Consider the following 20335-nt stretch of genomic DNA (forward strand, 5'->3'; position numbering starts at 1 on the left):
GGCCATTCGGGGTACGTGGCAGCATAGCCCAACTAGGGTTTACGGGCAGGAAGACATGAGCCGGACAATCTTTTTGGAACTCAACGAGATCAACTTCGACTACGTTGAGCACTACATCCAGCAGGGGCGGCTGCCCGGCTTCAAGGCGCTCATGGAGGAGCACGGCGTCATCGAGACGGAGGCGGAGCAGCGCTACGAGGAGCTGGAGCCCTGGATCCAGTGGGTGACGGTCCACAGCGGTCGCGCCTACCGCGACCATGAGATCTTCCGGCTGGGGGATATCGTCGGCCGGCCGGTGCCGCAGTTCTTCGAGGAGCTGGAGTCCAAGGGCCATACCGTCGGCGCCATCTCCCCCATGAATGCGGAGAACCGGCTCCAGAACGCCCCGTACTTCGTGCCGGACCCCTGGACGCCCACCGAGGCCTCCGGCTCGCCCTTCGTCCGGCGGCTGGCGCGGGCCGTCTCCGAGGCGGTGAACGCCAATGCCCACGGCAGGGTGGGGGCGGGGACGCTGGCCACCGTCCTGGCCGGGCTGGCCCGCTTCGCCAGCCCTCGCCACTATGGGCGCTACGCCTCCCTCATCGCCCGCGGCCTGCGCCACCACTGGCCGCGCGCCATGCTGCTGGACCTGCTGCTCTTTGACGTCCACAACGCGCTCTTCCGCAAGCACCGGCCGGATCTCTCCGTGCTCTTCCTCAATGCCGGGGCGCACATCCAGCACCACTACTTCTTCAATTCCCCGGCCTGCGAGGCCGACCGGCGCAACCCGGACTGGTACGTGGAGCCGGAGGCCGACCCGGTCTACGAGATCTACGAGCTCTACGACATGATGCTCCGGGATGTGCGCCAGCGCTTCCCCGAGAGCCGGCTCATCGTGGCCACCGGGCTGCGGCAGGTGCCATATCCGGAGGTTACCTACTACTACCGCTTCACCGACCACGCGGACTTCCTCCAGCGCGCCGGGATCCCCGGCGTGACCGGGGTGGAGCCGCGCATGTCCCGGGACTTCCTGGTCCACTTCGACAGCGCCGAGTCCGCCGCCGAGGCGGAGCGACTGCTGCGCGCGGCCACCGACGACGAGGAGCGCCCGCTCTTCGAGGAGGCCGACAACCGCGGCACGGACATGTTCGTGACCCTGACCTACCCCCACGAGATCACCCCCGGCACCACCGCCCACATCAATGGCCGCACCATCGAGGACCTGGCCGCCCACACCGCCCTGGTCGCCATCAAGAACGGCCACCACCACACCACCGGCTACGTCATCGACACCGCCGAGACCGCCGCCTCCACCCGCGACCGCACCATCCCGCTGCCGGAGCTGCACGACCGGATCGTCGGGGCTGTGTAAGTAGGGGGCTCCCCGTCGTTCCGGATGGCGCGAAAGCGCCAGTCCGGAACCTCGAGAACAGGCCGCGAAGGGGTTTCAGTCCTGGAGGCAGGGTTTGCGAGGTTCCCGCGTTCGCGGGAACGACGGTGGGTGGTTCTTGGACGGTAGCTCCGTAATAAGGGGTCAAGTCTTTCGTGATAGTTCAGTGGCGGTAATCGTTTGGAGTAGGGTGGTGCGTCCGTCTCTCTGGGAGGTCGAATGACGCAATCGCCCCATCTGCTGGCCGCCGTATCCGCCCACGGCCTGGGCCATCTCGCCCAGATCGCCTCGGTCATCAATGCGCTGCGCAGGCACCGGCCGGAGGTCGCCGTGACGGTGCGCAGTGGCCATCCCCGGGAGGTGGTGGCCGACTGGCTGGAGGGGCCCTTTGCCCATCAGCCGGTGAGCGATGATTTTGGGCTGGTGATGCACGATGCCGTGACCGTGGATGCCGAGGCGAGTCTGGCGCGGTATCGCGCCCTCCATGCGGACTGGGAGGCGCAGGTGGAGGCGGTGGCCGCGGACCTGGCGGCAGCCGCGCCGGATCTCGTGCTCGCCGATATCCCCTATCTCACGCTAGCCGCCGCGCACCGGCTTGGCCTCCCCTCCGTGGCAATGTGCTCGCTGAACTGGCGGGACATCCTGGCGCCCCTGGCGCCGGAAGATTCGGACATGCGCGCCATCCTGGCGACCATGGAGGCGGCCTATAACGGTGCCCGCGCCTTCCTGCAGCCGGCGCCGGCCATGCCCATGCCGAGTATCACCAACGGGCTGGCCATCGGTCCGGTGGGGCGGGTGGGCCGGGGGCGCTCGGCGGAGCTGCGCCAGTGGCTGGGCGCCGAGGATGGGGAGCCGGTGGTGCTGGTGGCCATGGGCGGGATCCAGCCGTCGCCCCTGCCGGTAGCGCCGGACTGCGGTCGGCCCATCCACTGGCTGCGGCCGCCGCGAGCAGGGGAGGCGCCCGCCCCGCGCCAACACGATCCGGCCACGCTGGGCTGGCCCTTTCCCGACTTGCTGGCCTCGGTGGATGCGGTGGTCACCAAGCCGGGGTACGGCACCTTCGTGGAGGCGGCGGCCGCCGGCTGCCCGGTGGTCACGTTGGACCGCGCGGGCTGGGCGGAGGCGCCGGCGCTGCTCGCCTTCCTGCGCGAGCGTGGGGGCGGGGAGGTGGTCCCGGCCGATGCGGGGCCGGCGGCCATCTGCCGGGCCCTGGACGCCGTCCTGGAGCGCGACCGCCCTGAGCCCCAGGCGCTCACCGGCAATGAGGAGGCGGCGGAGCAGTTGTGGATGGAGCTTAGGAGGGGGTCGAGAGAGGGGGAGGGCGGCCAGGTTTCGTCCGTGGGGGAGCCGGAGCGGATGGACCAGGAGCATTATTCAAACTAGAGTAGTTAGAGGTATTACCTCTGACTACGGAGTCCGCTATGGCTACCCCCACCTCCATCAAGCTCGATGAGGAACTCAAGGGTCGAGTACAGGAGCTGGCAGACGCCCGCCGGCGCTCGGCGCACTGGCTGATGCGCGAGGCCATCGAGCAGTACGTCGAGCGCGAGGAAAGGCGCGAGGCCTTCAAACAGGATGCAGTGAGAGCCTGGGAGGAATATCAGGCGACCGGCCAGTATGTTCACACTGACGCGGTGGAACACTGGCTGACCGGTTGGGGCACGGAACACGAGACGCCGCCCCCGAAATGCGACAAGTGATCTTCTCCCCGGGAGCGCTCCGGGACCTGGAACGATTGCGCGAGTTCCTCCACTCCAGGGATCCGGAAGCCGCGGCGCGGGCAGCGGGGGCGATCCTCCGGGGTATCGGGGCACTCAAGGAGCAGCCTGCTATCGGACGCCCTGTTGATGACCTGCCCGAGGAGTACCGGGACTGGTTCATCGAATTCGGTACTAGTGGCTACGTCGCTCGATATCGCCTCGACGGGGAGTTCGTCGTGATCCTGGCCATTCGCCATCAGAAAGAGGCCGGGTTCTGAAAAGGGTCGGGTCTCAGGCTCGCCAGATCGCGGCTGCCGCCGTCGTCGTGGATGCCAAGGATGAGCAGGCTCGAAGCTTCTACGAGGTCTACGAGTTCCGGCGCTTTCCCCAACAGCCTGGCCGGCTCTTTCTGCCCATGAAGCGGGTGGCCCGTCTCTTCGAGTAGGGGGCGAGGAGGGTCGGGTAATCCTCCATCAGTCCCACTCTTCTCGCAGGACCGCAAGTGTCTCAGTGGGCGTGTCACCCCAGAGCCCCGCCCCCGAGCCGCGTAAACCGAGCAGGCCGCCCCGGGTGGACGGGATCCGGCACTGCTCTGGGGAGGCGAGGACGGCGTAGGGCTTGCCCCGTTTCATGATGACCAAGGGCTCACCGCCGTGGGCGCGGTCCAGTAGCTCCGGCAAGTGTCGGCGGGCGGCTTCGGAACCGATGTTTTTCATGGCGTTCCTCCCTTGAATGTACTTACTGTACAGGGGGATTGGTTGGGACAATAAGGGAATGGGGCCCGAGGAGGAAGAAGGCAATACCTCGTTCTCAACCGCCCCGAGCCCCTGGCGCTCACCGGCAACAAGGAGGTGGCGAAGTGGTTTCAGACGGAGCTCAGGAGCGGGCCGAGAGAGGGCGAGCACGACCGGGGTTTCGGACCCATTGATTTCCTCTGGTTTGTATTCATTCTGGCACTGTCTGAACCCACAGACTGAGAACACGTATGCCGGGTCAACAATGAGAGGCCGCAATGACAGGAGCAACGGATGAAGATGCGGCCCCGGAGGGGGTCAGCGAGGTAACCGAGCGGGCCACGCGGATCAATACCAGCCGCGAGGCGTTCGAGAGCATGCTGGAGGCACTGGACCGGCCCCCACGCCCGTTGTCCCGTCTACGGCAGGCAGCGCGGCGGTACAAGGAAGCGGATGAGGTCGTGATCGAGAAGCGGGGGGATGCCCTGATCCTCCGGCCGAAGCCGCGTTCCTGGGGCGACTATTTCAAGGGCTCGGCGCAGACGCTCCCGGAGGATTTCCCGGACTCCCTCGAGGATGAGGTGCCGCAGGACCGCTAGGCGCTGTAGTGCGGTACATGCTCGATACGAACATCCGAGTTCCCGTATTGCAGGTCGAGAACTGGATGCCGGCGCATTAGGAGATGGGGGCAAGGTTTTAGGCGTCCTGGCTCGGATCAGGGGCGGCAGGCGGGAGCAGGTCTTCGATCCGCTGAAGGGCGGGCAGGGGGCCGTAGGCGGTTTCGAACTCCGCCCGGGTAGCGGCGCAGGCCGTCGGCAGTTGCGCTGTCATCTCGGCCCGGAGTTCGTCCACTAGCCGCGGGCGCAGGCCGCTGGCCCGGGCGAGGGCGTGCCAGTGTTCCGCCGTGACCTGCTCCGGCTCCCACTCCCCGCCGATGCTCATGGCCAGGCGGGTATCGATGCCGTCAATGGCACGGGTGCAGACGAGGTCGTAGAAGGGGGCCAGGCGCCACCGATTGCTCCCGGGCACCACCTGCATCAGGGCCAGGTTCTTGGCGTGGCCATCGGCATTACCGGCCAGGGTATTGAAGATCTGCCATCGCAGCAGGTTCCGGAGATCGGTAATCGGATCCTCGCTCACTTCGCGGACGAGGCCGGCGCATTCCGGGAAACCGGGGCCACCCTCGGCCTCGTACTTGCCACGAAAGCGTTCCGGCCCGAGTGCCTGCAGGAGGTCCTCCTGGTGGAGGCGCCGGAGGGTGCCGTCTTGCCAGGTTCGGTCGAACCGCTGGATGACCAGGAAGGCCTCCTCTTCGCTCTGCTCCAGATGGGTTTCCGGGGTGGGCACGCCCACCCGCTGCGCCAGCCGGTTCATGAAGGCCTCGTAGAGGGGGACATTGGCGAATTCGTCCACCCGGAATTTGAGGATGTGGCTGGAGGCGGCGGTGCCCGTGGGCAGGGCGTAGTGGCCGTCGGCGCCGCGAAAGATGGGGCATTTGTCCTGTGCGCCGGCCAGGGACAGTCGGGGTTGTGGGCCGCCGTGACGGGGAGCGTAGGCCGCGCGGCCGTGCTGGAGGACCAGTTGGTGCAGCTCCGTGCTCGACAAGGGGGCGTATGCTCCCGCTGTCGCGGGATCGGCCTCCACCGGCAGGAGAGAGAGGGCGCCCGCGCAATCCCCGCCGAATTCCCGAAGGAGCAGGAAGTCGTTGTCGGAGAGTCGGCGACTGCGGACCAGCCGCTCTCGCGCGCCGCCCTCCGGTAGCAGATTGGCGAAGAAGGCGTGGGCGGAGCGGCCCTCGGGCGGGAAGGGTTCGGCTTGCAGGGGCAGGCGGACCGACAACCGGAAGCCGTCCTCGAGCCATGCCGCGTCGTACTGGAATCCCATCCGGCCGTCGGCATTGCACCAGAGGTAGCCTAGTAGTCGCTCGCCGTACCAGACATTGAGTGCGTCGGGGTCAATCACGCTCGTCCTCCGCCGCCTGATCGAGGAGCTGCTGCACCCGATCCGCCATGCCGCGGGGGACGACGACGACCTCAAGGCCCAGCAGGCGGAGGGTCTCCAGGGTCTTGCCCAGCTGGGCGGTGGCCTTGCCGCGCTCCAGCTCCGAGAGAAATCGGATCCCGGTGCCCCCGACGTCGGCCGTTTCCTCCAGTGTCAGGCGGCGTCCCTTGCGGTGGGCGCGCATGACGCGACCCAGCTCTTCGGGGCTGCGGACGATACCGTAGTGGCGGGGAGCTTTTTTACCTATCGGGATCATTTCGGAGCCCATCTACTCTACGCGGACAATTTTTCCTTATCGGGATAATTATAGCCGGAAGGGCCATCAAGACAACTCAATTATCCCGAAAGGGAAAATTCGAGAGATAAAATGGGGCGCAAGTATTGGGAGAAAGGCCTTTACGCTTTACGTATCCTGTACGATAGTGGATTCATGATAAGGACGTTTGCCGACAAGACGACAGCGGCGCTGTTCGACGATCGGCCTGTGCGATCCGTTGCGCCTCCGCTGCGGCGGAAGGCTCGCCGGAAGCTCCTGCAACTGGACGCTGTGGACCGTGTTGAGGAGTTGCGTGTACCGCCGGGTAATCATCTCGAGAAACTGAGCGGGCAAAGGTCGGGTCAGTGGAGCATTCGAGTGGATGCCCAGTGGCGTTTGTGCTTCCGCTTCTGCGATTATCACTAGGGGGTGGCCATGACTATCGAACGGGACGAATTGTCCAGCCTGGTGCTCGAGGAGGATGCCGGTGCGGAACGCGAGGATCCGATCACGCCGGGGGAGATCCTGCGGGAGGACTTCATGGACCCGCTGGGCCTGTCGGCGGCCGCGCTGGCTCGGGCCCTCGGTGTTCCGGCCAATCGGATCACGGCCCTGCTCAAGGGGGAGCGTGGTGTTACCGCGGATACCGCGCTGCGGCTGTCCCGCTATTTTGGCACCACGCCGGAATTCTGGATGCGGCTGCAGTCCGAGTACGAGTTGCGGCGGGCGCGGCAGACCATCGCAGGGGAGATCGAGCGGACCGTCTCGCCAAGGGTCGCGTAGGGCTTTGGCGGGACGGTGGCAGGGTCAGCGAGGTTCCCGCATGCGCGGGAACGACGGTGTCTCGCTAAAGGGGTCGGGTCTTAAAAGAGCATTGAATCGGGGCCGTAGCAAAGCTCGAGACCCTCAATCAGTGAGCCTGCTCGAGACGATTCGGGCGAAGAGGCGGAAGTCATCCAGGTGGCGGGCGCAGATGGAGTGGACGATATTCCAGTCGATGCGTTCGTAGTTGTGGACAGCAATGTTACGAAAGCCGACGGCCTTCTTGAGCCCGAGTGCCAGGGGTTCCTCGATGATCCCGGCCTCGGCCAGTCGGTCGAAGGTCTCACCCATGGTATTGGGGGGTGGTAACTCCAGGGAGGCCAGCAAATGAGCGCCGATGTCGACGCACTGCTGCACGGCGCGCGAGAGGTTCAGGGCAAGGATGTCCTGAGTGTCGGCATCCTGTTGTAGCTCGCCCGGCGTCTCCGGGCAACGCTGCGCCACGCGTTGAACGCAGTAGCGCAGGCTCTCCAGCTTCTGCTCGACTACCCGTCGATCCAAGCCTGCCTCCGTTCCGCCAGGATCCGGTCGCGGTAGGGGAGAAAGTCGGCCTTATCAAAGAGGTGCCTCGTCACCAGGCTAGCGTAGGCCTCATCGCTCCCCGTCAGGCGCCGACCATTGCTCACGATCTCGCCGAGGAGCGGCTCACCCGCCAGGGTGAGGTCCACCAGATCCACCGGGCGACCCGTGGCCGCGGCCAGCTCTTCGATGAGCGCGATCCGTGCCTCGGTGGAGAGGGGGCTACCGGCGCTGACGGCCAGGTCGAGGTCGCTGTCGGCCCGTGCGGATCCGCTCGCCACCGAGCCGAATACGATGGCGAGTTCCAGTTCCGGATGGCGTTCCAGAACGCCTCGTACGGCCTCAATGTCGGTTCCGGGCATCATGGGCCGATTCTAGCAGAGTGCGCGCGGCTCAGTGCTGCCCGCCCTTCCAGCGCTGCAGGTAGCTCTTGAGCAGGTCCAGGACCTCGGTGGGGGTGTTCTCCGGGTCCATCTGCTGCAGGCCCTCGGCGAAGAATTCCGGGGCGTCGTCGGGGAGCCACTGGCCCAGGTCGTGGAAGGCGGACTCCATGGCGGCGGGGTCGTGGGAGCGGGTGGCGCAGATGCTGCGGTTGAGCAGGAGCACGCGCCAGGGCCGGGCGGGGTTGGCGCGGTCCAGGTCCTGCTTGATGGCCGGCGAGGCGGCGTGGGCGATCTCGCCCATGGCGTTGGCCAGCTCGCGCAGGCGGTCCGGGTCGGCGGTGCGGTTGGCCACCGAGGCGAGGACGTTGACGATGCCGTCGATCTGGTTGAGCTCGCCGCCGTGGCGGGCCACCCACAGGGCGATGGCGACGTTGAGGCCGTTGAGCCGCTCGGCGGCGGCCTCCAGCCCCAGGCGCCGGGCCCACTCGGACTGGTCGTGGAGCAGGGAGAGGCCGTAGTCCCCGAGCTGGGTGATGTCGTCGGGATCGGCGCCGGTAGTGTTGCTGCTCATGCCGCCGGTGGTCACCGGCTCGCCGGCCTTGCGGCCGCCGCCGGCGGTGGCGATGGTGTCGAAGATGGAGTCGGACTCCGGCGGCTCGCCGCCCACGCCCTCCACCTTGCGCAGGATCTCCACGTACTGGCCCAGCGCCTCGGAGAGCAGCTCCGGGCTGACCTCGTCCGGGCCCACGCCGGGGCCGCGCTCGGTCCACGCCTCGATGATGATGTGGTTGGCGTCCTCGATGGCGCCGGCCAGGGTCTCGACGTCCGATGAACCGAGCTGCATGGGGCCTCCGTATTCCTGGGTGATTAAGTAGGGTAATCCGGAAGACGCGGTTGACGCCAGAGTCATCAAGGATCGAGTGCCGTCGTGGGCGGACAGTGTCGGCCCTTGTGCGCTATTCTCGGCTAGTATCGACAAAGACCAGCGATCGGGCGAGGAATATCCGGTGCATCCGCTCATTCGGGAAAAGCGTGGGGCCATTGAGGCGGTGTGCCGCCAGTTTGGCGTGCGAAGGCTCGAGGTCTTCGGCTCGGCGGCGCGGGGCAGTGATTTCGATGCCGAGCGTTCGGATGTCGACTTCCTCGTGGAGTTCGCCCCCGATAGCGAAGCAGAGACCTCGTTGAGCGCCTACCTGGCCCTTCGCGAGCAGTTGAGTGACATCCTGCAGCGGCCCGTGGATCTCGTGACCAGCGAGAGCGTTGAAAATCCCTTCGTCCGGGCGGAGATCGAACGAAGCCGCGAGCCGGTCCATGCACCGTGATCCACGCGCCTATCTCTGGGATGCCCGTGAGGCCGCATTGCGAGTTGCGGAATTTACCGAGGGGGCAAGTGAGGAGCGCTATCTCGGTGATGCGCTGTTGCGCTCGGCCGTTGAACGGCAGTTGGAGATCGTTGGAGAGGCGCTGGGCCAGCTGGAAAAGCACTTCCCCGGAGTGGCTGAATCCATTCCTGACCTGCGGGCGGCTGTAAACCTCCGCAACATCCTGATTCATGGTTACGCTAAGCTGAACCACCGGATCGTGTGGCGGACTGTCCACGAGGATCTCCCGCGCATGGCAGGCGAGTTGTCGCGTCTCCTGGAGAACTGGGAAGGGTAGGGACGCAGGCTTGTCTCCTGTCCAAGCTGTACCCGGGCAATAAGCAGTTGGCATTCGCTGGAGCAGTCGCACGGGAGCGTCCACCATTATTGGGGACAACTCCGCCCGATATGCGATATTCTGGGAGGTATGAGCCTGAACTACGACCTCCACTGCCATTCCACCGCCTCGGACGGGACGCTGCGCCCGGCGGAGCTCGCCACGCTGGCCGCCGAGCGGGGGGTGGATGTGCTCGCGCTCACCGACCACGACGCCACCGAGGGGCTGGAAGAGGCGGCGGCGACGGCCGAGGAGTACGGCATCGGCTTCGTGCCCGGGGTGGAGATCTCGGTGACCTGGGAGCGCCAGACGGTGCACATCGTCGGCCTCGGCATCGATCCGGACAATGCCGTCCTCCAGGCCGGGCTGGCCCGGCTGCGGGAGTTCCGGGTCTGGCGCGGGGCGGAGATCGGCCGCCGGCTGGAGGCCGCCGGGGTGGAGGGCGCCTACGAGGGGGCGGTGGCGCGCAGCGGCGGGGATACCCTGAGCCGCACCCACTTCGCCCACTTCCTCATCGATAACGGCTACGCCAAGGACGTGAAGGACGTCTTCAAGCGCTACATGAAGTCGGGCAAACCCGGCCATGTAGCCGGCCAGTGGGCGGAGCTCGGCGAGGCCGTGGCCTGGATCCATGCCGCCGGGGGCGAGGCGGTCATCGCCCACCCGGCGCGCTACGATCTCACCGCCCGGCGCATGCGCCGGCTCTTCGGCCAGTTCCAGGAGGCCGGCGGCGAGGCCATCGAGGTGGTCTCGGGCAGCCACGGTCGCGGCGAGGCGGTGGCCATGGCGGCGTGGGCGCGGGAGTTCGGCTTCCGCGCCTCCCGCGGGTCGGATTATCACGGCCCGGAGCGCACCTGGGCGGAGCTGGGCCGGGTGGCCGAGCTGCCCGAGGGCTGCGAGCCGGTCTGGTCCACCTGGGGCGAGCGCTACCTTCCCCGCACCTGCGAGGAGGTAACATGAGCCAGTACTTCCAGATCCATCCGGAGACGCCGCAGCAGCGGCTCATCCACCAGTCGGTGGAGATCCTGAAGAAGGGCGGGGTCATCGCCTATCCCACCGATTCCGCCTACGCCCTGGGCTGCCGGCTGGACGACAAGCAGGCCATGGACCGGATCCGCCAGATCCGGAATCTGGACGAGCGCCACCACTTCACCCTGGTCTGCCGCGATCTCTCCGAGATCGGCGTCTACGCCCGGGTGAACAATACCGCCTTCCGCCTGCTCAAGGCCCACACGCCGGGACCGTACACCTTCATCCTGGCCGCCACGCGGGAGGTGCCGCGTCGGCTGCTGCATCCCAAGCGCAAGACCATCGGTCTGCGCGTGCCGGACAACAACATCGCCCAGGCGCTGGTGGCCGGCATGGGCGAGCCCCTGGTCAGCACCACCCTGCAGCTCCCCGGTGACGACCTGCCCCTGGCCGATCCGGAGGAGATCCGGGAGCGGCTGGAACGGCAGGTGGATCTCGTCATCGACGGGGGCCACGGGCTGGTGGAGCCCACCACGGTGGTGGACTTCGTCGAGGAGGTGCCGGAGGTGGTCCGGCGCGGGGCGGGAGATCCGAGCGCCTTCGAGGGACAGGGGTAGCCGGTGCTCGACCAGCTCAGCGTTGTCCAGACCATTGCGGTGGTCGCCCTGCCGCTCCTGTTTGCCATCGTGGTCCACGAGGTCGCCCACGGCTGGGCGGCCCTGGCTCTCGGTGACCGCACCGCCGAGATGCTCGGCCGCCTCTCCCTGAACCCCGTCCGCCATATCGACCCCTTCGGCACCGTGATCCTGCCCCTGGGGCTGGTGATCACGGCCAGCCTCGCCGGGGCGCCGCCCTTCGTCTTCGGCTGGGCCAAGCCGGTGCCGGTCACCTGGGAGAACCTGGCCCGGCCGCGCCGGGACATGGCGCTGGTGGCCCTGGCCGGGCCGAGTTCCAATCTGATCATGGCCCTGCTCTGGGGCCTGGTGGCCAAGGCCGGCTACGCCCTGGGCCCCGGCATCGGCGATTTCCTGGTGCTGATGGGGATGAGCGGGGTGGTGGTGAACCTGGTCATCGGCCTGCTGAATCTCGTCCCCATCCCGCCGCTGGACGGCAGCCGGCTGGTGAGCGCGGTGCTGCCGGCCTCGGCGGTCGCCACCTACAACCGGGCGGAATCCTGGGGGGTGGTGGTATTGTTGCTGCTGCTCATCTTCGGTTTCCTGGACCCCATCCTCGGGCCGGCCGTCACCGGCCTGCGCCACGGTATTCATCAGTTCATCGGACTCTAGTCTTCGGATCCCAAGCCAAGGTAACGACGTGAGCCCCAATTCCACTCAGAATCCCCGCGTCCTTTCGGGCATGCGGCCTACCGGCCGTCTGCACCTGGGCCACTACCACGGCGTGCTCAAGAACTGGGTGCGGCTGCAGCACGAGTATGACTGCTACTTCTTCGTGGCCGACTGGCACGCGCTGACCACGGAGTACGAGAATCCCCGCGGCATCGCGGAGGCGAGCTGGGAGATGACCATCGACTGGCTGGCCGCCGGCGTGAATCCCAATGCCGCCACGCTCTTCGTGCAGTCCCGGGTCATCGAGCATGCCGAGCTGCATCTGCTGCTCTCCATGATCACGCCGCTGGGCTGGCTGGAGCGGGTGCCGAGCTTCAAGGATCAGCAGGAGCAGCTGCGGGAGAAGGACCTGGCCACCTACGGCTTCCTGGGCTATCCGCTGCTGCAGAGCGCGGACATCCTCATCTATCGCGCCGGCCTGGTGCCGGTGGGCGAGGACCAGGTGGCCCACGTGGAGCTCACCCGCGAGGTGGCGCGGCGCTTCAACCACCTCTATGGCCGCGAGCCCGACTTCGAGGAGCGCGCCGAGGCGGCGGTGAAGAAGATGGGCAAGAAAAACGCCAAGCTCTACCACCAGCTGCGCAAGCGCCACCAGGAGGAGGGCGATACCGAGGCGGTTGAGACCGCCCGCGCCCTGCTGGAGACGCAGCAGAACATCACCCTGGCCGACCGCGAGCGGCTCTTCGGCTACCTGGAGGGCGGGACCAAGATCATCCTGCCGGAGCCGGAGCCGCTGCTCACCGAGGCGCCGCGCATGCCGGGGCTGGACGGGCGCAAGATGTCCAAGTCCTACGGCAACTTCATAGGCCTGCGCGAGGAGCCGGCAGAGGTGGAGAAGAAGCTGCGCACCATGCCCACCGACCCGGCCCGGGTGCGGCGCAACGACCCCGGCGATCCGGAGAACTGCCCGGTCTGGCCGCTGCACCAGATCTACTCCGAGGAGTCCACCCGGGAGTGGGTGCAGGAGGGCTGTCGCTCCGCCGGCATCGGCTGCGTGGAGTGCAAGCAGCCGGTTATCGACGGCGTCCTGGCCGAGCTGGCCCCCCTGCGTGAGCGGGCCCAGGGCTTCGAGGAGGACCCCGAGCTGGTGCGCAAGATCATCCACGACGGCTGCGAGGCCGCCCGGGATACCGCGCGGGACACCATGGAGGAGGTCCGCCACGCCATGGGGCTGACCTGGCGCCAGTGATGGGTCCGGAGGAGGCAGCGGAGGCCGCGCCGGAGACTGCACCGGATACGGAGGCCGGCGCCCAGCAGGAACTCCCCCTGGCGATGGTGGAGGGGGAGCCGGTTACCGAGCTGCCCCAGGACCTCTACATCCCGCCGGATGCCCTGGAGGTCTTCCTGGATACCTTCGAGGGGCCGCTGGACCTGCTCCTCTACCTCATCCGGCGCCAGAACCTGGATATCCTGAACATCCCCATCCTGACCATCACGCGCCAGTACATGGAGTACGTGGAGCTGATGAAGGCGCTGCGGCTGGAGCTGGCCGCCGAGTACCTGGTCATGGCCGCCATGCTTGCCGAGATCAAGTCGCGCATGCTGCTGCCGCGGCCGGCCGCCAGCGACGAGGAGGAGGGCGAGGACCCCCGCGCGGAGCTGGTGCGCCGGCTGCAGGAGTACGAGCGCTACAAGCAGGCCGCCGAGGATCTGGACGCCCTGCCGCGCATGGAGCGCGACGTGGTCGCCGCCACCGCCGAGGTGGCCGCCGTGCAGGCGGAGAAGCCCCAGCCGCAGGTGGGGCTGGACGAACTCCTGGAGGCCTTCCGGGCGGTCCTCCAGCGCGCCGATCTCCACGCGACCCACCACGTGGAGCGCGAGGCGCTCTCCGTGCGCGAGCGCATGTCCGGCGTCCTGGCGAGCCTCTCCGAGTCCGGCCATACCGCCTTCATCGCCCTGTTCGACCCGGAAGAGGGCCGCGCCGGGGTGGTGGTGACCTTCCTGGCGGTGCTGGAGCTGCTCAAGGAGGGGCTGGTGGAGGCCATCCAGCACGACATCAATGCGCCCATCCACCTGCGCGCCAGCGGTGCCGGTGCCCTGGCCGGCGAGGCGGAGGAAGCCGACGGGGAGGCCTGAGCCATGGACGCGGAGATCGAACGACTCAAGCCCGAGGTGGAGGCCCTGCTCTTTGCCAGCGAGCGGCCCCTCACGGTGGCGCGGCTGCAGCAGCTGCTGGCCGACCGACCCGCGGAAGAGGGCGACGAGGGGCCCGCGAGCCAGGCGCTGGAGGCCGCGCTCCGGGCCCTGGCCGCCGACTACGAGGGCCGCGGCGTCGAGCTGGTGGAGCTGGCCGGGGGCTGGCGCTTCCGCACCCGACCGGAGCTGGGGCCCCGGGTGAGCCGGCTGTGGGAGGAGAAGCCGCCGCGCTACTCCCGCGCACTGCTGGAGACCCTGGCCATCATTGCCTATCGCCAGCCGGTAACCCGGGGCGAGGTGGAGGAGGTGCGGGGCGTGACCGTCTCCAGCTCCATCATGAAGACCCTGCAGGAGCGCGAGTGGGTCCGCACCGTGGGGCATCGGGAGGTGCCCGGCCGGCCGGCGCTCTACGCCACCACGCGCGCCTTCCTGGAACACTTCAATCTCAACGGCCTCGAGGACCTGCCCCCGCTGGCCGAGCTGCGCTCCCTGGACGAGATCGGGGCGGAGCTGGACAGCGGCAGCGAGGCCAGCGCCCCCGATCCCTTCGAGGGCGACGAAGAGCAACCACCCCGAGGAGGGGACGAATGAGCGAAAAGCTCCAGAAGGTCCTGGCCCGCGCCGGGTACGGCTCCCGCCGGGAGCTGGAGCAGTGGATCACGGACGGGCGCGTGCGCCTCAACGGCCAGACCGCGACCCTGGGCGATCGCGCCGGGCCCGAGGACCGGATCCAGGTGGACGGCCGAGCCGTGCACCTGGCCGAGGCGCCCCGGATCCGGGTGCTGGCCTACTACAAGCCGGAGGGCGAGGTGGTCAGCCGTCGCGACCCCGAGGGCCGACCCTCGGTCTTCGACCGCCTGCCGCGCCTGCCCGGCGGGCGCTGGGTGGCCGTGGGCCGGCTGGACCTCAACAGCCAGGGCCTGCTGCTCTTCACCAACGAGGGGGAGCTGGCCTCCGCGCTGATGCACCCCTCCAGCGAGATCGAGCGCGAGTACGCCGTCCGGATCTTCGGCGCCGTGCCGCCGGCCACGCTCGAGGAACTCACCCGCGGGGTGGAGCTGGAGGACGGCCCGGCCCACTTCGACAGCGTCACCGACGCCGGTGGCGAGGGCCGAAACCACTGGTACCGCGTGGTCCTGCGCGAGGGCCGCAACCGCGAGGTCCGCCGCCTCTGGGAGGCGGTGGGCCACCCCGTGAGCCGTCTGCTGCGGGTGCGCTACGGCCCGGTCCAGCTCCCTCGCTGGCTCCAGCGCGGCCGCTGGGAGGAGCTGACCCCCGAAGCGGTGGCGGAACTCCTCATCGCCGCCGGCCTGGAAGACCGCACCGACCGCGCCCACCCCCCGAAGAAGACCCGCGCCCGCGGCAAGGCCAGCACCGGCGGGCGGCGCAAGAAGGGTGGGCGGTACCGCTGAACGATGTTCAAGGGCAGGGAGGCCGATGAGCATGATTATCCTGAACGAGGCACAGTCTCGCCATCTCGCCGGTTCGTTTCGAGCCTACGGGCTGGGGCAGCTGGCCGCCTTCGGCTATAGTGGAATTCAGGCCGAAGCCTGGTGGACGGTCGCGCTTTCTGCCTCGTTCCTTCTGATCTTCGAGATGGCTGCGTTGATCGCGCTTAAAGACGTGGAGAATCTCCAATGAATGCCGTTGCCTACTTCATGCTAGGGATTACGGGTGTACTCGCACTCCTGGGGCTGGCTGTGGCCTGGAGTAGCCACAAGGCCCATCAGCGCGAACGTCGTCGGTAGATTCAGGGATCCATTACGGCGAGCGCCGATCAACTTTCGTGAGTAACTTCCGCACCGTCTTCGACACCCTGCTGGCCGCCCACGGGCCCCAGGACTGGTGGCCGGCGGAGGAGGGCGCCTTCGAGGTGATGGTGGGGGCCGTCCTCACCCAGAATGCGGCGTGGACCAACGTCGAGCGCGCCATCGCCAATCTTCGGGAAGCAGGCGCCCTCGACCCCGAGGCGATCCTGGCCGCCGATCACGACGACCTGGGCGGCTGGATCCGGCCCTCGGGCTACTTCAACGTCAAGGCGGACCGGCTGCGGGCGCTCTGCCGCTGGTATCTCGACGCCGGCGGTTATCACGCCCTGGCCCGATGGCCCACCGAGGATCTGCGCACCGGCCTGCTCTCCGTGAAGGGGGTGGGGCGGGAGACCGCCGACGACATCCTCCTCTACGCCTTCCATCGACCCGTCTTCGTCATCGACGCCTACACCCGCCGGATCTTCGCCCGCCTGGGGCTGGTGACCGGCGAGGAGGGCTACGAGGCCCTGCGCGAGACCTTCGAGGCCGCCCTGGCGGAACAGCCGGAGCCGGTGGCGCTGTTCAACGAATACCACGCCCTCATCGTCGCCCACGGCAAGGACATCTGCCGGCCCCGGCCGCGCTGCTCGGAATGTGTCCTGGTTCAACGCTGTTCGCATGCGGAGCCGGTCCCGGAGATGGCGGAGAATGCTTGAAGGGCACGCCATATTGTATATGCTGGAAATATACAGAGAATGATCGACTGGACGCAGGTTACTGGCTTTCAGTGGGACGACGGCAATAGTCGCAAGAATGTTGATAAGCATGGTGTCACTCAGGGAGAGGCGGAGGCCATCTTCTTCCAGGCGCCACTGCTGGTTGCTCCTGACCCACGCAATAGCCAGCAAGAGGCCCGGTATCACGCCCTGGGCAGGACGTTGGAAGGTCGCCGGCTCCATGTCCCTTTCACCCTGCGTGGCGAAGGGGCGCTCATCCGGGTCATCTCGGCGCGCGACATGCATCGGAAAGAGAGGGCGCACTATGAACAGCACCGCTAAGCTGCCGGGAGACAATGCTTCCGAGGAAGAGGAGAGGGCCTTCTGGGAAGAGAACGATTCCAGTGAGGTGATCGATTGGGGTCAGGCAGAGTCGGTCACACTGCCCAATCTCAAGCCCTCCACGCGGACCATCTCCTTGCGCCTGCCAGAAGGACTGCTCGATCGGATCAAGGTGGAGGCTCATAGGCGCGATATTCCGTATCAATCCCTGATCAAGGCCTGGCTGGCCGAGGCTGTCGAGCATTCGGGTGAGTACGGGGGGCGCTAGGTCGGCGTTCTCGACCCAAGCAACCTGCAACGGATATAGCCATGCGCCTGTCCGATGAACACAAGGCCCGGATCCGGGAGCTGGTCCACGAAACGGCCGGCGAACGCGCTGAAGTTCGTGTCTTCGGTTCCCGCCTTCGGGACGATGTCCGCGGCGGCGACCTGGATCTTCTGGTCACCGTGGATGAGCGCGTGGCGAATCCGGCCCTCTTGAGGGCTCGACTGGAAGCGCGGATCAGTCGGGCCATGGACGGGCGTTCCGTGGATGTGGTGCTCCAGGCACCGAATCTCCAGGAAGGCGCTATTCACCGCGTTGCAGCGGAAGAGGGGATTGCACTGTGATTCTGGTAACGAGCTAGGAAGCCTTCATGCCCGCCCCCGAGACCCCGAACCTGGCCGCCGACTGCATCATCGAGGTCACCGACCGCGAGGGGCCGGCCATCGTCCTCATCGAACGGCGCAACGAGCCGGCCGGCTGGGCGCTGCCCGGCGGCTTCGTGGACGTGGGGGAGACGGTGGAGGCCGCGGCGGTGCGCGAGGCGGCCGAGGAGACGGGGCTCGCGGTCACCCTGGAGGGGCTGCTGGGGCTCTACTCGGCTCCGGACCGCGACCCGCGGGGCCATACCGTAAGCGCCGTCTACATCGCCCGCGCCACCGGCGAGCCGGAGGGGCGCGATGACGCCCGTGCTGCCGCGGTGGTGGATCCGCGCCACCCGCCGCGGCCGCTGGCCTTCGACCACGACCGGATCCTCGCCGACTACTGCAGTATTCGATTACCTTCTTGAATATCGACTGCGGTGGCTCCATAGTAGGTCATCGACCGCTGGCGGGACCCGTCCCACCGACCCCACACCTTTCGTCTTCAAGGAGCGCACCCATGGCCACCGTCGAACTCACCAAGGACAACTTCGAGCAGACCATCGAGGACAACGACATCGTCCTGGTGGACTTCTGGGCCTCCTGGTGCGGCCCCTGCAAGAACTTCGCGCCCATCTACGAAGAGGCCTCGGAGAACCACTCCGACATCGTCTTCGGCAAGGTGAACACCGAGGAGGAGCAGGAGCTGGCCGCGAGCTTCCAGATCCGCTCCATCCCGACCCTGATGCTCTTCCGCCAGAAGGTGGTGCTCTTCTCCCAGGCCGGGGCCCTGCAGGGCTCCCAGCTGGAGGAGCTGATCCAGAAGGCGCGCGAGGTGGACATGGAGCAGGTCCACAAGGAAGTCGCCGAGCAGCAGGCGCAGCAGGCCGACGAGCAACAGTAAGCCGGGAGCCAGCGGGGGCTGCCGCTGGCGGCAGAGCGCCCCGCATGGCACAGTAGGGACCCGTCCCCGCAGGGGAGCGGGTCCTTTTTGTGTGGAGTTCGTGCATGTCCATCGTCGACGACTATATCTGCCGCGAAGGCGATACCGTCCGGGTTGGTGCCGAGGCGGCAAGCCGGTTCGCCAAGGAGGTAGCCGGCGATTTCAATCCCATTCACGACCCCGACAACCGGCGATTCTGCGTGCCCGGCGATCTCCTCTTCGCCCTGGTGGTGGGCCACTACGGCCTCTCCCCGCGGATGGAGTTTCGCTTCAACGGGATGGTCGGCGCCGATACCCCGCTGGCGCTGCCGGAGGCGGACGGCGAGATGACCATCGCCGATACCGATGGCCGGGAGTACCTCACCGTCGCCCGGGCGCCGGAGCCGCTGGCCGATCCGGCCGTCGCGGAGGCGCTGGTGCGCGGCTACGTCGCCTTCTCCGGGCAGAATTTCCCCTGGATCCTGCAGCCGCTCATGGCGGAGCAGGGAGTGATGTTCAACCCCGACCGCCCGCTCATCATCTATGACAGCATGGCCTTCGAGCTGCTGGAGGGGGAGGGCGGCCCCGATCTGGACGTGGAGCTGGCTGACAGCAGCATGGAGGTCGATGGCAAGCGCGGTGATGTCCATCTCGCCTTCCGGCTCACCAGTGGTGGCCGGACGGTGGGCCACGGCTCCAAGCGGCTGGTGGTCAGCGGCCTGCGCCCCTACGACGAGACGCGCATGGCCGAGATCATCGAGACGTTTGATGTCCGCAAGGCCGCCTACTTCGAAGAGGCCGGGGCCGTCTGAAGTGCGTCTCCGTCGTTCCGGATGGCGCATCGCGCTGGTCCGGAACCTCGAGAACAGGCCTGTTACGGCTGTACGGGCGCACGGGCCCATCCCGATCCAGAATAGGGCAGGTTCGAGTCCCACGAGGAGGCACCATGGCCCGCTTTCGCGGCGAGCAGTACCACCACGGCGAAGGGGAGCGGCTCGGCATCCTGCTGACCAATCTCGGCACGCCTGACGCCCCCACTCCCTCGGCCCTGCGCCGGTATCTGGGCGAATTCCTCTGGGATCGGCGCGTGGTGGAGATCCCGCGGGCCGTCTGGTGGCTCATCCTCCACGGCATCATCCTGCGCACGCGGCCGAAGAAATCCGCCGCGGCCTACGCCGGCGTGTGGGGCGACGAGGGTTCGCCGCTCCTCGCCCACGGCCGCCGCCAGGCAAAGGCGCTGGAGACCGAACTGAACCAGCGGCTGCCGGGGCCGGTGAGCGTCTCCCTGGCCATGCGCTACGGCCAGCCCTCCATCCAGGCCGGGCTGGAGGAGCTGCACGCCGCCGGCGCCCGCCGGATCCTGGTGCTGCCGCTCTATCCCCAGTACGCCTCCGCCACCACCGGCTCCACCTTCGACAAGGTGACCGAGGTGCTGCGCCAGTGGCGCTGGGTGCCGGAGGTCCGTTTCGTCCACCAGTACCACGACGATCCGGGCTACATCGCCGCCCTGGCCAGCTCCATCCGCGAGCACTGGGCCGAGCACGGCCGACCCCGGCGGCTGCTCATGTCCTTCCACGGCATCCCCGAGCGCGGGCGCGATGCCGGTGACCCCTACTTCTGCCACTGCCACAAGACCGGCCGGCTGCTCGCCGAGGCGCTGGAGCTGGGCTCGGAGGAGTGGCAGGTGGCCTTCCAGTCCCGCTTCGGCAAGGCCAAGTGGATCGAGCCCTATACCGACGCGACCCTCACCGCCTGGGGCCGGGAAGGGCTGGAGCACGCCGACGTGGTCTGCCCCGGCTTCCCCGCCGACTGCCTGGAGACCCTGGAGGAGATCGGCGAGGAGAACCGCGAGTACTTCGAGGAAGCCGGTGGCGGGCAGTACCACTACATCCCGGCCCTCAACGACCGGGCCGACCACATCCAGGCCCTGGCCGCCCTGGCCACCCGCCACGTCGCCGGCTGGCCCGAGGCCGAGCGTGCCCCGGATCCCGAGGCGGCCGAGTCCAGCCGTCGCCGCGCCCTGGAACTGGGGGCGGCGGATTAGTCA

General features: G+C 67.7%; 31 protein-coding genes and 1 pseudogene. 26 read left to right on the top strand and 6 right to left on the bottom strand.

Annotation, left to right across the window (positions count from 1 at the left end):
- Window positions 1-55 precede the first annotated feature (55 nt).
- The 4 genes from BM272_RS01325 (at window position 56) to BM272_RS01340 (ending at window position 3347) form a co-directional block, all read left to right on the top strand.
- Window positions 56-1351, top strand: coding sequence for a hypothetical protein (locus BM272_RS01325; RefSeq protein WP_093426950.1), 1296 nt, complete (start codon window positions 56-58; stop codon window positions 1349-1351).
- A gap of 237 nt (window positions 1352-1588) precedes the next feature.
- The gene (locus BM272_RS01330) at window positions 1589-2752 is read left to right on the top strand and encodes a glycosyltransferase family protein (RefSeq protein ID WP_093426951.1); all 1164 of its coding nucleotides are present in this window, start codon (window positions 1589-1591) and stop codon (window positions 2750-2752) included.
- Window positions 2753-2790: 38 nt separating this feature from the next.
- Window positions 2791-3069 carry a CopG family ribbon-helix-helix protein gene (locus BM272_RS01335; protein ID WP_093426952.1) on the top strand — a complete coding sequence of 93 codons (279 nt, stop codon included), beginning with the start codon at window positions 2791-2793 and terminating at the stop codon, window positions 3067-3069.
- Window positions 3057-3347, top strand: a complete 291-nt coding sequence (locus BM272_RS01340) for a type II toxin-antitoxin system RelE/ParE family toxin (protein ID WP_093426953.1) — start codon at window positions 3057-3059, stop codon at window positions 3345-3347. The genes BM272_RS01335 and BM272_RS01340 overlap by 13 nt, the downstream gene beginning before the upstream one ends.
- 195 nt (window positions 3348-3542) lie before the next feature.
- Here BM272_RS01340 and BM272_RS01345 read toward each other — a convergent pair whose 3' ends face one another.
- The gene (locus BM272_RS01345; RefSeq protein WP_093426954.1) at window positions 3543-3785 is read right to left on the bottom strand and encodes a type II toxin-antitoxin system Phd/YefM family antitoxin; all 243 of its coding nucleotides are present in this window, start codon (window positions 3783-3785) and stop codon (window positions 3543-3545) included.
- A gap of 296 nt (window positions 3786-4081) precedes the next feature.
- Between BM272_RS01345 and BM272_RS14150 the strand changes: the two are divergent.
- Both BM272_RS14150 and BM272_RS13940 read left to right on the top strand, forming a co-directional pair.
- Window positions 4082-4240, top strand: a pseudogene (locus BM272_RS14150) (type II toxin -antitoxin system TacA 1-like antitoxin); the annotation flags it as partial.
- Window positions 4214-4402, top strand: a complete 189-nt coding sequence (locus BM272_RS13940) for an antitoxin (RefSeq protein WP_240307999.1) — start codon at window positions 4214-4216, stop codon at window positions 4400-4402. The pseudogene BM272_RS14150 and the gene BM272_RS13940, both read left to right, overlap by 27 nt.
- A 97-nt stretch (window positions 4403-4499) precedes the next feature.
- Here BM272_RS13940 and BM272_RS01355 read toward each other — a convergent pair whose 3' ends face one another.
- Window positions 4500-5765, bottom strand: coding sequence for a type II toxin-antitoxin system HipA family toxin (locus BM272_RS01355; RefSeq protein ID WP_159432985.1), 1266 nt, complete (start codon window positions 5763-5765; stop codon window positions 4500-4502).
- The gene (locus BM272_RS01360) at window positions 5758-6072 is read right to left on the bottom strand and encodes a helix-turn-helix domain-containing protein (protein WP_240307969.1); all 315 of its coding nucleotides are present in this window, start codon (window positions 6070-6072) and stop codon (window positions 5758-5760) included. Before BM272_RS01360 ends, BM272_RS01355 begins: the two co-directional genes overlap by 8 nt.
- Before the next feature lie 162 nt (window positions 6073-6234).
- Here BM272_RS01360 and BM272_RS01365 point away from each other — a divergent pair, with 162 nt between their 5' ends.
- Window positions 6235-6486, top strand: a complete 252-nt coding sequence (locus BM272_RS01365) for a type II toxin-antitoxin system RelE/ParE family toxin (RefSeq protein WP_093427427.1) — start codon at window positions 6235-6237, stop codon at window positions 6484-6486.
- Window positions 6487-6495: 9 nt separating this feature from the next.
- Window positions 6496-6843, top strand: coding sequence for a HigA family addiction module antitoxin (locus BM272_RS01370; RefSeq protein ID WP_093426957.1), 348 nt, complete (start codon window positions 6496-6498; stop codon window positions 6841-6843).
- 123 nt (window positions 6844-6966) lie between these two features.
- Here the strand turns inward: BM272_RS01370 and hepT are convergent, their stop codons facing one another.
- The 3 genes from hepT to BM272_RS01385 are packed head-to-tail and all read right to left on the bottom strand — an operon-like array spanning window position 6967 to window position 8628.
- Complete coding sequence (hepT, locus tag BM272_RS01375; protein ID WP_093426958.1) at window positions 6967-7383, bottom strand: type VII toxin-antitoxin system HepT family RNase toxin; 417 nt, start codon at window positions 7381-7383, stop codon at window positions 6967-6969.
- Complete coding sequence (mntA, locus tag BM272_RS01380; RefSeq protein ID WP_093426959.1) at window positions 7368-7766, bottom strand: type VII toxin-antitoxin system MntA family adenylyltransferase antitoxin; 399 nt, start codon at window positions 7764-7766, stop codon at window positions 7368-7370. Before mntA ends, hepT begins: the two co-directional genes overlap by 16 nt.
- 28 nt (window positions 7767-7794) lie before the next feature.
- Complete coding sequence (locus tag BM272_RS01385; RefSeq protein WP_093426960.1) at window positions 7795-8628, bottom strand: hypothetical protein; 834 nt, start codon at window positions 8626-8628, stop codon at window positions 7795-7797.
- Window positions 8629-8791: 163 nt separating this feature from the next.
- Between BM272_RS01385 and BM272_RS01390 the strand changes: the two genes are divergently transcribed.
- The 18 genes from BM272_RS01390 to hemH all read left to right on the top strand — a co-directional run bounded on the left by BM272_RS01390 (window position 8792) and on the right by hemH (window position 20332).
- Complete coding sequence (locus BM272_RS01390; protein WP_093426961.1) at window positions 8792-9106, top strand: nucleotidyltransferase family protein; 315 nt, start codon at window positions 8792-8794, stop codon at window positions 9104-9106.
- Window positions 9096-9443, top strand: a complete 348-nt coding sequence (locus tag BM272_RS01395) for a HepT-like ribonuclease domain-containing protein (RefSeq protein ID WP_093426962.1) — start codon at window positions 9096-9098, stop codon at window positions 9441-9443. The genes BM272_RS01390 and BM272_RS01395 overlap by 11 nt, the downstream gene beginning before the upstream one ends.
- A 129-nt stretch (window positions 9444-9572) precedes the next feature.
- On the top strand, window positions 9573-10442 hold the full coding sequence (locus BM272_RS01400) for a PHP domain-containing protein (RefSeq protein ID WP_093426963.1): 870 nt from the start codon (window positions 9573-9575) through the stop codon (window positions 10440-10442).
- Entirely contained in the window at window positions 10439-11068 is a 630-nt protein-coding gene (locus BM272_RS01405; RefSeq protein ID WP_093426964.1) for an L-threonylcarbamoyladenylate synthase, read from the top strand. Before BM272_RS01400 ends, BM272_RS01405 begins: the two co-directional genes overlap by 4 nt.
- 3 nt (window positions 11069-11071) lie before the next feature.
- Window positions 11072-11737: a site-2 protease family protein gene (locus tag BM272_RS01410; RefSeq protein ID WP_093426965.1), complete on the top strand. Its 666-nt coding sequence runs from the start codon at window positions 11072-11074 to the stop codon at window positions 11735-11737.
- A 28-nt stretch (window positions 11738-11765) separates the two neighbouring features.
- Entirely contained in the window at window positions 11766-12986 is a 1221-nt protein-coding gene (locus BM272_RS01415) for a tryptophan--tRNA ligase (protein ID WP_093426966.1), read from the top strand.
- Complete coding sequence (locus BM272_RS01420) at window positions 12986-13873, top strand: segregation and condensation protein A (RefSeq protein ID WP_093426967.1); 888 nt, start codon at window positions 12986-12988, stop codon at window positions 13871-13873. Before BM272_RS01415 ends, BM272_RS01420 begins: the two co-directional genes overlap by 1 nt.
- A 3-nt stretch (window positions 13874-13876) precedes the next feature.
- Window positions 13877-14524 (top strand): SMC-Scp complex subunit ScpB, encoded by a 648-nt coding sequence (gene scpB, locus BM272_RS01425; protein ID WP_093426968.1) that lies wholly within the window; start codon window positions 13877-13879, stop codon window positions 14522-14524.
- Complete coding sequence (gene rluB / locus BM272_RS01430; protein ID WP_093426969.1) at window positions 14521-15345, top strand: 23S rRNA pseudouridine(2605) synthase RluB; 825 nt, start codon at window positions 14521-14523, stop codon at window positions 15343-15345. Before scpB ends, rluB begins: the two co-directional genes overlap by 4 nt.
- A gap of 31 nt (window positions 15346-15376) precedes the next feature.
- A complete protein-coding gene (locus BM272_RS01435; RefSeq protein ID WP_143613094.1) occupies window positions 15377-15574 on the top strand; it encodes a hypothetical protein in 198 nt (65 codons plus the stop codon).
- Window positions 15575-15719: 145 nt separating this feature from the next.
- Window positions 15720-16400, top strand: coding sequence for an endonuclease III domain-containing protein (locus tag BM272_RS01440; RefSeq protein ID WP_240307970.1), 681 nt, complete (start codon window positions 15720-15722; stop codon window positions 16398-16400).
- Between the two features lie 39 nt (window positions 16401-16439).
- Entirely contained in the window at window positions 16440-16742 is a 303-nt protein-coding gene (locus tag BM272_RS01445; protein ID WP_093426971.1) for a BrnT family toxin, read from the top strand.
- Window positions 16726-17010, top strand: coding sequence for a BrnA antitoxin family protein (locus BM272_RS01450; protein WP_093426972.1), 285 nt, complete (start codon window positions 16726-16728; stop codon window positions 17008-17010). Before BM272_RS01445 ends, BM272_RS01450 begins: the two co-directional genes overlap by 17 nt.
- A 41-nt stretch (window positions 17011-17051) precedes the next feature.
- Window positions 17052-17351, top strand: a complete 300-nt coding sequence (locus BM272_RS01455) for a nucleotidyltransferase domain-containing protein (RefSeq protein ID WP_093426973.1) — start codon at window positions 17052-17054, stop codon at window positions 17349-17351.
- A gap of 26 nt (window positions 17352-17377) precedes the next feature.
- Window positions 17378-17794: an NUDIX domain-containing protein gene (locus BM272_RS01460; protein ID WP_093426974.1), complete on the top strand. Its 417-nt coding sequence runs from the start codon at window positions 17378-17380 to the stop codon at window positions 17792-17794.
- 92 nt (window positions 17795-17886) lie between these two features.
- The gene (trxA, locus tag BM272_RS01465; RefSeq protein WP_093426975.1) at window positions 17887-18270 is read left to right on the top strand and encodes a thioredoxin; all 384 of its coding nucleotides are present in this window, start codon (window positions 17887-17889) and stop codon (window positions 18268-18270) included.
- Window positions 18271-18374: 104 nt separating this feature from the next.
- On the top strand, window positions 18375-19100 hold the full coding sequence (locus BM272_RS01470) for a DUF3581 family protein (RefSeq protein ID WP_205407722.1): 726 nt from the start codon (window positions 18375-18377) through the stop codon (window positions 19098-19100).
- A 134-nt stretch (window positions 19101-19234) separates the two neighbouring features.
- The gene (hemH, locus tag BM272_RS01475; RefSeq protein ID WP_093426976.1) at window positions 19235-20332 is read left to right on the top strand and encodes a ferrochelatase; all 1098 of its coding nucleotides are present in this window, start codon (window positions 19235-19237) and stop codon (window positions 20330-20332) included.
- Window positions 20333-20335 lie beyond the last annotated feature (3 nt).

Origin of the sequence: Thiohalospira halophila DSM 15071, from assembly GCF_900112605.1 — a bacterium.
Classification (GTDB): Bacteria; Pseudomonadota; Gammaproteobacteria; order Thiohalospirales; family Thiohalospiraceae; genus Thiohalospira; species Thiohalospira halophila.

What these genes read in the sequence shown, in the direction of transcription:
- BM272_RS01460 (WP_093426974.1), top strand. Translation starts at nt 17,378, where the DNA reads ATGCCCGCCCCCGAGACCCCGAACCTGGCCGCCGACTGCATCATCGAG.
- BM272_RS01455 (WP_093426973.1), top strand. Translation starts at nt 17,052, where the DNA reads ATGCGCCTGTCCGATGAACACAAGGCCCGGATCCGGGAGCTGGTCCAC.
- BM272_RS01395 (WP_093426962.1), top strand. Translation starts at nt 9,096, where the DNA reads ATGCACCGTGATCCACGCGCCTATCTCTGGGATGCCCGTGAGGCCGCA.
- BM272_RS01400 (WP_093426963.1), top strand. Translation starts at nt 9,573, where the DNA reads ATGAGCCTGAACTACGACCTCCACTGCCATTCCACCGCCTCGGACGGG.
- BM272_RS01325 (WP_093426950.1), top strand. Translation starts at nt 56, where the DNA reads ATGAGCCGGACAATCTTTTTGGAACTCAACGAGATCAACTTCGACTAC.
- BM272_RS01360 (WP_240307969.1), bottom strand. Translation starts at nt 6,072, where the DNA reads ATGGGCTCCGAAATGATCCCGATAGGTAAAAAAGCTCCCCGCCACTAC.
- BM272_RS01405 (WP_093426964.1), top strand. Translation starts at nt 10,439, where the DNA reads ATGAGCCAGTACTTCCAGATCCATCCGGAGACGCCGCAGCAGCGGCTC.
- BM272_RS01330 (WP_093426951.1), top strand. Translation starts at nt 1,589, where the DNA reads ATGACGCAATCGCCCCATCTGCTGGCCGCCGTATCCGCCCACGGCCTG.
- BM272_RS01340 (WP_093426953.1), top strand. Translation starts at nt 3,057, where the DNA reads ATGCGACAAGTGATCTTCTCCCCGGGAGCGCTCCGGGACCTGGAACGA.
- rluB (WP_093426969.1), top strand. Translation starts at nt 14,521, where the DNA reads ATGAGCGAAAAGCTCCAGAAGGTCCTGGCCCGCGCCGGGTACGGCTCC.
- BM272_RS01365 (WP_093427427.1), top strand. Translation starts at nt 6,235, where the DNA reads ATGATAAGGACGTTTGCCGACAAGACGACAGCGGCGCTGTTCGACGAT.
- hemH (WP_093426976.1), top strand. Translation starts at nt 19,235, where the DNA reads ATGGCCCGCTTTCGCGGCGAGCAGTACCACCACGGCGAAGGGGAGCGG.
- BM272_RS01385 (WP_093426960.1), bottom strand. Translation starts at nt 8,628, where the DNA reads ATGCAGCTCGGTTCATCGGACGTCGAGACCCTGGCCGGCGCCATCGAG.
- BM272_RS01435 (WP_143613094.1), top strand. Translation starts at nt 15,377, where the DNA reads ATGATTATCCTGAACGAGGCACAGTCTCGCCATCTCGCCGGTTCGTTT.
- BM272_RS01470 (WP_205407722.1), top strand. Translation starts at nt 18,375, where the DNA reads ATGTCCATCGTCGACGACTATATCTGCCGCGAAGGCGATACCGTCCGG.
- BM272_RS01345 (WP_093426954.1), bottom strand. Translation starts at nt 3,785, where the DNA reads ATGAAAAACATCGGTTCCGAAGCCGCCCGCCGACACTTGCCGGAGCTA.
- trxA (WP_093426975.1), top strand. Translation starts at nt 17,887, where the DNA reads ATGGCCACCGTCGAACTCACCAAGGACAACTTCGAGCAGACCATCGAG.
- BM272_RS01445 (WP_093426971.1), top strand. Translation starts at nt 16,440, where the DNA reads ATGATCGACTGGACGCAGGTTACTGGCTTTCAGTGGGACGACGGCAAT.
- BM272_RS01420 (WP_093426967.1), top strand. Translation starts at nt 12,986, where the DNA reads ATGGGTCCGGAGGAGGCAGCGGAGGCCGCGCCGGAGACTGCACCGGAT.
- scpB (WP_093426968.1), top strand. Translation starts at nt 13,877, where the DNA reads ATGGACGCGGAGATCGAACGACTCAAGCCCGAGGTGGAGGCCCTGCTC.
- BM272_RS01335 (WP_093426952.1), top strand. Translation starts at nt 2,791, where the DNA reads ATGGCTACCCCCACCTCCATCAAGCTCGATGAGGAACTCAAGGGTCGA.
- BM272_RS01370 (WP_093426957.1), top strand. Translation starts at nt 6,496, where the DNA reads ATGACTATCGAACGGGACGAATTGTCCAGCCTGGTGCTCGAGGAGGAT.
- BM272_RS01450 (WP_093426972.1), top strand. Translation starts at nt 16,726, where the DNA reads ATGAACAGCACCGCTAAGCTGCCGGGAGACAATGCTTCCGAGGAAGAG.
- mntA (WP_093426959.1), bottom strand. Translation starts at nt 7,766, where the DNA reads ATGATGCCCGGAACCGACATTGAGGCCGTACGAGGCGTTCTGGAACGC.